This is a genomic window from Streptococcus henryi DSM 19005 (assembly GCF_000376985.1).
Classification (GTDB): Bacteria; Bacillota; Bacilli; order Lactobacillales; family Streptococcaceae; genus Streptococcus; species Streptococcus henryi.
This window is the reverse complement of the sequence record NZ_AQYA01000007.1, coordinates 1-7,912: the sequence shown is the minus strand read 5'-3', so window position 1 is coordinate 7,912 and position 7,912 is coordinate 1. Positions and strand designations below refer to the sequence as shown.

The window sequence follows — 7,912 nt, the reverse complement described above, 5'->3', positions numbered from 1 at the left end:
AAGAAGGCTCTCGTATCTACGCCAAACGGAAAATCGATGTCGAACCCGTTTTTGGCCGATTGAAGAGTGTTTTTGGCGTTCGCAGAGTTCACGTTAGAGGTAATCAAGCCGTCCAAACGGAAGTCGGCTTCCTCTTCATGAGTATGAATCTCACAAAATTGGCCAAGAATCTAGGCTCAAAAACATCACATACTCAAAAACCACACAGTGATTCTTTCATCTTGATTGTTTTCGAGACGGAAATCACTGTGTGGTTTTATTTTGAAGCTAGTTTTTGCCCAGCCTCTTTTTTTTTGCTGTTTTTTATAAAATTGATTTGTCTCGGTAAGTATTAAAATGAGGATGCAAACAAGTGTACAGCTGATAGGTCCGTAACAGTGACAAAACCGTTTAGAAGGATCGTTTGTGCATATTTTCTGAGCTATTAGGGAATAGTTGAAAGCTTTCAAAAATCCGCAAATTAGAACTATGAAAAGATAGATTATGATATTCGTGAGCAAAGAGATGCTCACTACTTCTTGGGTCAAAAGCTCTCCTTTAAATGGTAGCTAGCTCTGCTATTGTCCATAAAAGCCAAATCGAGCGAAGTTGGAAGGGAGATGAGCGACGTTAAAAGGAGAGTCGACGAAATTTTATCTTTAGGCTGTAAAGTTGGAAGTCTTATTTTCGATAAATCATAACTGCTGATGTCCCTAGGTCTGCTAAACAAAACTGACAGAGTGCTATGGTAAAGAGAAGAATGTTATGGTCTTGCTCCGTTATCATTATTTGTGTGTTAAAAATAGGGTAAATCAAGAGGGGAATTGATGTTGAAAGTAGTATTATTGTTAAATCTTAATTAGCCTCTCTTTTTGAATGAGTTAATTCTATTTTTTATTACATAACCTCATCTGTCCTTTTTTAAATTCCTAACAAGAAGAAGTATAAAAGCATTTGATTTTTCTGTTACATTTAAGGGAATTGTGATATAATTAACGTGTATTAAAAATTTTAAGGAGTCTAACTAATGGCAAAATTGACTGTTAAAGACGTTGAGTTGAAAGGTAAAAAAGTTCTCGTTCGTGTTGACTTTAATGTTCCTTTGAAAGATGGCGTTATCACAAATGACAACCGTATTTCAGCAGCTCTTCCAACTATCAAGTACATCATCGAACAAGGTGGTCGTGCAATCCTCTTCTCTCACCTTGGACGTGTGAAAGAAGAAGCTGATAAAGCTGGTAAATCACTTGCTCCAGTTGCGGCTGATTTGGCTGCTAAACTTGGTCAAGATGTTGCTTTCCCAGGTGCTACTCGTGGTGCTGAATTGGAAGCAGCTATCGACGCTCTTGAAGATGGACAAGTTCTTTTGGTTGAAAACACTCGTTTCGAAGATGTTGACGGCAAAAAAGAATCTAAAAATGATCCAGAACTTGGTAAATACTGGGCTTCACTTGGAGATGGAATCTTCGTAAATGATGCATTCGGTACTGCTCACCGTGCACACGCATCTAACGTTGGTATTTCAGCAAACGTTGAAAAAGCAGTTGCTGGTTTCCTTCTTGAAAACGAAATTGCATACATCCAAGAAGCAGTTGAAACTCCAGAGCGTCCATTCGTAGCGATCCTTGGTGGTTCAAAAGTTTCAGATAAGATTGGTGTTATTGAAAACCTTCTTGAAAAAGCTGATAAAGTTCTTATCGGTGGTGGTATGACTTACACATTCTTCAAAGCACAAGGTATCGAAATCGGTAACTCACTTGTTGAAGAAGACAAACTTGATGTTGCTAAAGCTCTTCTTGAAAAATCAAACGGCAAACTCATCTTGCCAGTTGACTCAAAAGAAGCTAACGCATTTGCTGGTTACGATGTCGTTCGTGATACAGAAGGTGAAGCAGTTTCAGAAGGCTTCCTTGGTCTTGACATCGGTCCTAAATCAATCGCTAAATTTGACGAAGCTTTGACTGGTGCTAAAACTGTTGTTTGGAACGGACCAATGGGTGTATTTGAAAACCCTGACTTCCAAGCTGGTACAATCGGTGTAATGGACGCTATCGTTAAACAACCAGGCGTTAAATCAATCATCGGTGGTGGTGACTCAGCTGCCGCAGCTATCAACCTTGGCCGTGCAGACAAATTCTCATGGATTAGTACGGGCGGAGGCGCATCAATGGAACTCTTGGAAGGAAAAGTACTTCCAGGACTTGCTGCACTTACTGAAAAATAGGCGGTAAGTCAGGAATCTACGATTCCGTAGACGAACCCCCGCAAGGCTGAATAGGTCGATCACAAGTGTAACGAAGTGAGCTGCCATTCAGCTACTGCGCACAAAGGTAAAGGCTAGAAAAAGACGTTGTTGAAACGTCTTTTTCTGTACACTGCCTAGAGCTTCTACGAAGTGAACTACCATTTAGCTACTACGTGACAGAAGGTGAAGGATGGAAAAGGGGAAACAAAAGTAAGCGTTTGTATGCAATAATGTAAAAAGTTACTAAAATTCAAATCTTTGATGTTTGTACGTCAATTAATCATTGAATATTGGCAAAATATATCGTATTATTTTCTATATAAAATTTAAAGCTGAGGTAGGTTTATGTACGCACTTATAGCCCTCTTTGATGAAGAATTTAATGACTATATTAGAACGATATGGAAGGATTTATTTGATAAAAAACTTTCTTCTTACGCATATGAAGTAGAAGGGAGGGAACCACATCTAACTCTGGCATCTTTTGAAAAAGGTGATATTTCTTGTGTCATTGATATGTTAGAAAAATTTGAAGTAAATAAGTCAATAGAACTACAATTTAATGGGGTATCTGCGTTTCTTAATTCATCAATGGTTACCTTGCTACCTGTTAAGACACCGCATCTAGCCCATTTTCATCAGAAACTGCATCAGATTTTAGGAAATTACAGTACAAAAGATTCACTTTACCATCCTTTAAATTGGGTTCCACATGTTACCATAGCTAATAGAATTGATAAGGAAAAGTTTCCCTATACTTTTGAGTATTGTATGAGCCACTGTAAACCGATTGAAGGAAATGTCCTGACAATTAAGCTAATTAAAGTTTGTGAGAACGAACCAATAATTTCTTTATTTGAAAAGAAACTAAAAATCCGCTAAACTTCTAGCGGATTTTTTAAAATATGTATTAGTCTTCAAAATCATAAAGTGCCGTTGATAGGTAGCGTTCCCCATTATCAGGTAGGATTGCTAGTACATTTTTACCAACACCTAATTCTTTAGCTTTCTCGATTGCAGCATGAATAGCTGCTCCAGCAGAAATTCCTACCAAGAAACCTTCTTGTCCACCAAGAGCCCGTCCTGTTAAAATAGCATTTTCAGAAGTTACACGAATAATACCATCATAGGCTTTAGTGTCTAGAGTATCGGGAATGAAACCAGCTGAGATACCCTGAATTTTATGAGGTCCAGGTTTTTCGCCTGATAAAACTGCTGATTCATTGGCTTCAACAGCAAAAATTTGAATATCAGGATTGGCTTTTTTGAGAGCGTGAGAAACGCCTGAAATTGTACCACCAGTTCCTACACCTGAAACAAAGGCATCAAGTCCTGTAGGACCAAATGCATCAATAATTTCTTGACCAGTTGTATCTTCATGAACTTTAGGGTTAGATGGATTTGCAAATTGTAAAGGTACCCAGCCATTACGTTCTTTAGCAATTTCCTGTGCTTTGGCGATTGCACCTTTCATACCTTCACTACCAGGAGTAAGTACTAGTTCAGCACCATATGCTTGAATAAGTTTACGACGTTCGATACTCATAGTATCAGGCATCACGATGACGACATTATAACCTTTTGCTGCACCAACCCAAGATAAACCAATACCTGTGTTACCAGAAGTTGGCTCAACAATAGTATCGCTAGGTTTAATAATCCCATCTTTTTCAGCATCTTCAATCATTCGAAGAGCAATACGGTCTTTAACAGATGACCCAGGGTTAAAGGCTTCGAGTTTAACATAGACATCGGCTGCCCCTTCTGGAACGATATTATTTAGTTTTACAATTGGAGTATTTCCAACAAGTTCAGCAATTGATTGGTAGATTTTCGTCATATTTATTACCTCAAATTTTCTTATATGCTTACAGTATAGAATTAATAAAGAAACTTGTAAAATACATTTTTCTTATCGTTGTGATAAGAAAAGGCTATCACAAGGAAACCTCAACGATTTTACTTCCTGCTTTTTCAAAAATAGCTTTTCCTTGATAGAATTCAACCAGCCTTTCCAATGTTCCACTGACATTTTCAGAATCTAGGTAAATTGAGGTCGTCACATTTTCTAAGAATTCTGTTTCGGACTCAACCAGTCCCTCACTAGCTAAAAAGTTTGCAAAAGTTTGGTATTGAGGGTAAGTTAGGGTTATTTTGATGCCTTCCTGTTCCTTTACCTCAACGATTCCGATTTCTTTGGTGGCATTTGCAACGCTTCCAGAGTAGGCGCGGATGAGGCCGCCAGCACCTAGCTTGATTCCTCCAAAATAACGAGTAACGACAGCGACAACGTTTGTCAATTCTTGCTTCTCAAGGACGGTCAACATTGGAACTCCAGCTGTACCGCTCGGCTCACCATCATCACTAGACCTTTTGATTTCAGAGTTTTCCCCAATGATCATAGCAGAGCAGGAGTGGTTAGCTTTGTGATGTTTTTTCTTGATTTGAGCAATATAGTCACGAGCCACATCCTCTGATTCTACCCGTTTGAGATGACAGATGAAGCGGGATTTTTTGATTTCTTCTTCGACGATACCGTCTTCTTTGATAGTCTTATAGTTCATAAGAAAATTTTACAAAAATTTTGCAAAATTAGCAAAGAATTCCGAATGAATATAGTGATGAAAGAACTTGAATTATACTATGGACGGATTTTTACAGAAAATCAGATTCCGACAGAACTAAAAGAATATGCCCAAGTCCTGCCAGCCATGGAGGAAAACAATGGAAAATTAATCTGCAATCGCTGCGGCAGTCTAGTACCAAGAGAAAATATCTTACCCAGCGGTCAATACTATTGTAGGGAATGCATCATTTTTGGAAGAAATACCAGCCTGGCTCAACTCTATTATTTCCCTCAAATTCCTTTTGAAAAGGCACAGTCACTTAGCTGGTCGGGCCAACTGACCTCTTATCAAGCTCAAGTTTCAGAAGGACTTTTGCAGGGAATAGATATGAAGGAAAACTTGTTGGTTCATGCCGTCACTGGTGCGGGAAAAACAGAAATGATTTACGAATCGGTAGCAAAGATTCTTGATAAAGGAGGTTGTGTCTGTCTTGCTAGCCCAAGAATAGATGTCTGCTTGGAACTCTATAAGCGTCTTAGTAAAGATTTTTCTTGTCCCATTGCCCTACTGCATGGAGATTCTGACCCCTATTTTCGTGCTCGTCTTATCATCGCTACCACTCACCAACTACTAAAATTTTATCAGGCTTTTGACTTACTTATCATTGATGAAGTGGATGCTTTTCCTTTTGTTGACAATGCTGCGCTTTACCACGCAGTGGAAAGCTCGGTTAAGAAAGATGGGGTCAGGATTTTTCTTACAGCTACATCAACAGACGAATTAGATAAAAAAGTAAAGAGAGGGGATCTTAGAAAACTTGATTTGGTCAGGCGTTTCCATGCCAATCCATTAGTAGTACCAAAAGAAATGTGGTTAGGGTCTGTTCAAAAAAACCTCCAGAAGCAAAAAATCCCATCCAAACTACGATATCTTATTGCAAAGCAAAGAGAAACTGGTTTTCCACTTTTAATTTTCTTTCCCAATATTGAGCAGGGGCAAGTCTTCACACAAATTTTGCTCCGCTATTTTCCAGAAGAAAAAATTGACTTTGTCTCAAGTCAAACAGAAAATCGGCTAGAAATAGTAGATAAATTTAGAAATCGCGAAATAAGTATCCTAGTGTCAACCACAATTCTTGAAAGAGGGGTGACCTTCCCTTGTGTAGATGTTTTTGTCGTTTTAGCTAATCACAGATTATACACAAAGAGCGCATTGGTGCAGATTTCAGGAAGAGTCGGAAGAGCTTTCGAACGTCCCACAGGAGAACTGCTATTCTTACACGATGGTAAAACAAAAGCCATGAAAAGAGCTATTCAAGAGATAAAAACTATGAATCAAAGAGGAGGTTTTGCATGACATGTCTCCTATGTAACCAGGAATTTCAAGAAAAAATTCGCTTTTGTGACATCCTATTCTTTAGGAATAATAGCAGAGCGATTTGCAGTTCTTGCTCGAATCAGTTTGAGAGAATTGGTCAAACGCATTGCCCGAATTGTTACCGACAGGGTACTGACATGAGATGTGCAGATTGTGAACTTTGGGAAAAGAAAGGCCATAAAGTTAATCATAGAGCCCTCTATCGGTACAACCCAGCCATGAAAGACTATTTTTCCAAATATAAATTCGAGGGAGACGTTGTCTTAGGAAAAGTTTTTGCAAAAGAATTAAAGAAAATTCTTTCAGAATACCATGACTATACTATAGTGCCAGTACCAATTTCCGATGAAAGAATGAAAGAAAGACAGTTTAATCAAGTTACTTCTATGCTAGATTATGAGAAGATATCCTACTCAGAATTGTTAATACGTTCTGATAGTGAAAAACAATCAAGTAGAAATAGGCAAGAAAGGCTCTCTAATTCGACGTCGTTTTTATTGACGGAAGAATTGGTTCCAGAAAAAATAATTGTAGTAGATGATATCTATACAACAGGTGCAACATTGCATGAAATAACTAGTCTATTTAGAGCAAAAGGAGTCCAAAATGTAAAAACTTTATCAATTGCACGGTAAAGACTTGCAAATTTTCATGAAAGCGGTATAATAAGAGTGTAATAAGAAAGCGCTTAGATGCGAGAAAGAGGTATTTTATGATTAAATATAGTATCCGTGGTGAAAACATCGAAGTTACAGAAGCAATTCGTAGCTATGTCGAAGCAAAACTTGGAAAAATTCAAAAATACTTCCATGCTGATCAAGAATTGAAAGCACGAGTTAATCTTAAAGTATACAAAGAAAAGACAGCAAAAGTTGAAGTAACAATACCAATTGGTGCAGTAACATTACGTGCAGAAGATGTGTCTCAAGACATGTATGGTTCAATTGATTTGGTTGTTGATAAAATCGGACGTCAAATTCGTAAAAACAAAACAAAAATTGCTAAAAAGAACCGTGAAAAACTTCCTACAGGACAAGTCTTTACAACTGAATTTGAAGCTGAACCAGCTGAAGAATCTGTAGCTAGAAAAGTTGTTAGAACAAAACATATCGATTTGAAACCTATGGATGTTGAAGAAGCAATTCTTCAAATGGAACTTCTAGGTCATGATTTCTTCATTTACACTGATGCAGAAGATGGCGAAACAAATGTTATTTATCGCCGTGAAGATGGTAACCTTGGGCTCATTGAAGCAAAATAGTTAGCTACCATATTGATAAAAGGAAATACCAATTGAGTATTTCCTTTTATTTTAACTAAAAAAATTCAGCATTTTTTCAGAAAATAAGTTGACAGTAAAACAGAAGTCTAGTATACTAATCAAGTTGTCAAAAATGAACAAGATTTGCCAGCAGCTTTTTAAAAAACTTGAAAATAATTTTAAAAAAATGATTGACATGAAATTCGTTCTTTGATAGAATAATAAAGCTGTCAAACGAGAGCGGTAAAGCATTTGTCAAAACTTTTTTTAAAAAAAGAGTTGACAAACTTGCTAGAGTTTGATAGACTATAGAAGTTGTCTTAAAGAAGACAAAGACCTTTGAGAACTGAACAAGAAGACGAACCAAACGTGCGGGTTACATTAAGTAACCTGTCAAAAGAAACAATAAGTCAGTAGATGACGACATGAGTGAAAGCTCAAACTTTTTAAATGAGAGTTTGATCCTGGCTCAGGACGAACGCT

At 37.5% G+C, this 7,912-nt stretch carries 9 protein-coding genes; 6 read left to right on the top strand and 3 right to left on the bottom strand.

What is annotated here, in order from left to right:
* The 3 genes from F601_RS12060 to F601_RS0100170 form a co-directional block, all read left to right on the top strand.
* Nucleotides 1–335: transposase (locus F601_RS12060; protein WP_040833142.1), on the top strand; the 335-nt coding region annotated here is incomplete at its 5' end.
* Nucleotides 336–1,006: 671 nt separating this feature from the next.
* A complete protein-coding gene (locus F601_RS0100175) occupies nt 1,007–2,203 on the top strand; it encodes a phosphoglycerate kinase (RefSeq protein ID WP_018163670.1) in 1,197 nt (398 codons plus the stop codon).
* A gap of 366 nt (nt 2,204–2,569) precedes the next feature.
* On the top strand, nt 2,570–3,106 hold the full coding sequence (locus F601_RS0100170) for a 2'-5' RNA ligase family protein (RefSeq protein ID WP_018163669.1): 537 nt from the start codon (nt 2,570–2,572) through the stop codon (nt 3,104–3,106).
* A gap of 28 nt (nt 3,107–3,134) precedes the next feature.
* Here F601_RS0100170 and cysK read toward each other — a convergent pair whose 3' ends face one another.
* Both cysK and F601_RS0100160 read right to left on the bottom strand, forming a co-directional pair.
* Entirely contained in the window at nt 3,135–4,064 is a 930-nt protein-coding gene (gene cysK, locus F601_RS0100165; RefSeq protein ID WP_018163668.1) for a cysteine synthase A, read from the bottom strand.
* 97 nt (nt 4,065–4,161) lie between these two features.
* Nucleotides 4,162–4,788, bottom strand: a complete 627-nt coding sequence (locus tag F601_RS0100160; protein ID WP_018163667.1) for a YigZ family protein — start codon at nt 4,786–4,788, stop codon at nt 4,162–4,164.
* A gap of 57 nt (nt 4,789–4,845) precedes the next feature.
* On the opposite strand from F601_RS0100160, the gene F601_RS0100155 reads away from it, so the two are divergent.
* Nucleotides 4,846–6,147 carry an ATP-dependent helicase ComFA gene (locus F601_RS0100155; protein WP_018163666.1) on the top strand — a complete coding sequence of 434 codons (1,302 nt, stop codon included), beginning with the start codon at nt 4,846–4,848 and terminating at the stop codon, nt 6,145–6,147.
* 53 nt (nt 6,148–6,200) lie between these two features.
* Here the strand turns inward: F601_RS0100155 and F601_RS13415 are convergent, their stop codons facing one another.
* Nucleotides 6,201–6,359 carry a hypothetical protein gene (locus tag F601_RS13415; protein WP_248678525.1) on the bottom strand — a complete coding sequence of 53 codons (159 nt, stop codon included), beginning with the start codon at nt 6,357–6,359 and terminating at the stop codon, nt 6,201–6,203.
* A 27-nt stretch (nt 6,360–6,386) separates the two neighbouring features.
* On the opposite strand from F601_RS13415, the gene F601_RS13410 reads away from it, so the two are divergent.
* Together F601_RS13410 and hpf are read left to right on the top strand one after the other, a co-directional pair.
* Entirely contained in the window at nt 6,387–6,803 is a 417-nt protein-coding gene (locus F601_RS13410; RefSeq protein ID WP_248678523.1) for a ComF family protein, read from the top strand.
* 77 nt (nt 6,804–6,880) lie between these two features.
* Nucleotides 6,881–7,429 (top strand): ribosome hibernation-promoting factor, HPF/YfiA family, encoded by a 549-nt coding sequence (gene hpf, locus F601_RS0100145; protein WP_018163664.1) that lies wholly within the window; start codon nt 6,881–6,883, stop codon nt 7,427–7,429.
* Nucleotides 7,430–7,912: the final 483 nt, after the last annotated feature.

Bases quoted from the DNA above. Each gene is read 5' to 3' on its own strand.
- F601_RS0100175 (WP_018163670.1), top strand. From the start codon at position 1,007: ATGGCAAAATTGACTGTTAAAGACGTTGAGTTGAAAGGTAAAAAAGTT.
- F601_RS0100170 (WP_018163669.1), top strand. From the start codon at position 2,570: ATGTACGCACTTATAGCCCTCTTTGATGAAGAATTTAATGACTATATT.
- cysK (WP_018163668.1), bottom strand. From the start codon at position 4,064: ATGACGAAAATCTACCAATCAATTGCTGAACTTGTTGGAAATACTCCA.
- F601_RS0100160 (WP_018163667.1), bottom strand. From the start codon at position 4,788: ATGAACTATAAGACTATCAAAGAAGACGGTATCGTCGAAGAAGAAATC.
- F601_RS0100155 (WP_018163666.1), top strand. From the start codon at position 4,846: ATGAAAGAACTTGAATTATACTATGGACGGATTTTTACAGAAAATCAG.
- F601_RS13415 (WP_248678525.1), bottom strand. From the start codon at position 6,359: ATGATTAACTTTATGGCCTTTCTTTTCCCAAAGTTCACAATCTGCACA.
- F601_RS13410 (WP_248678523.1), top strand. From the start codon at position 6,387: ATGAAAGACTATTTTTCCAAATATAAATTCGAGGGAGACGTTGTCTTA.
- hpf (WP_018163664.1), top strand. From the start codon at position 6,881: ATGATTAAATATAGTATCCGTGGTGAAAACATCGAAGTTACAGAAGCA.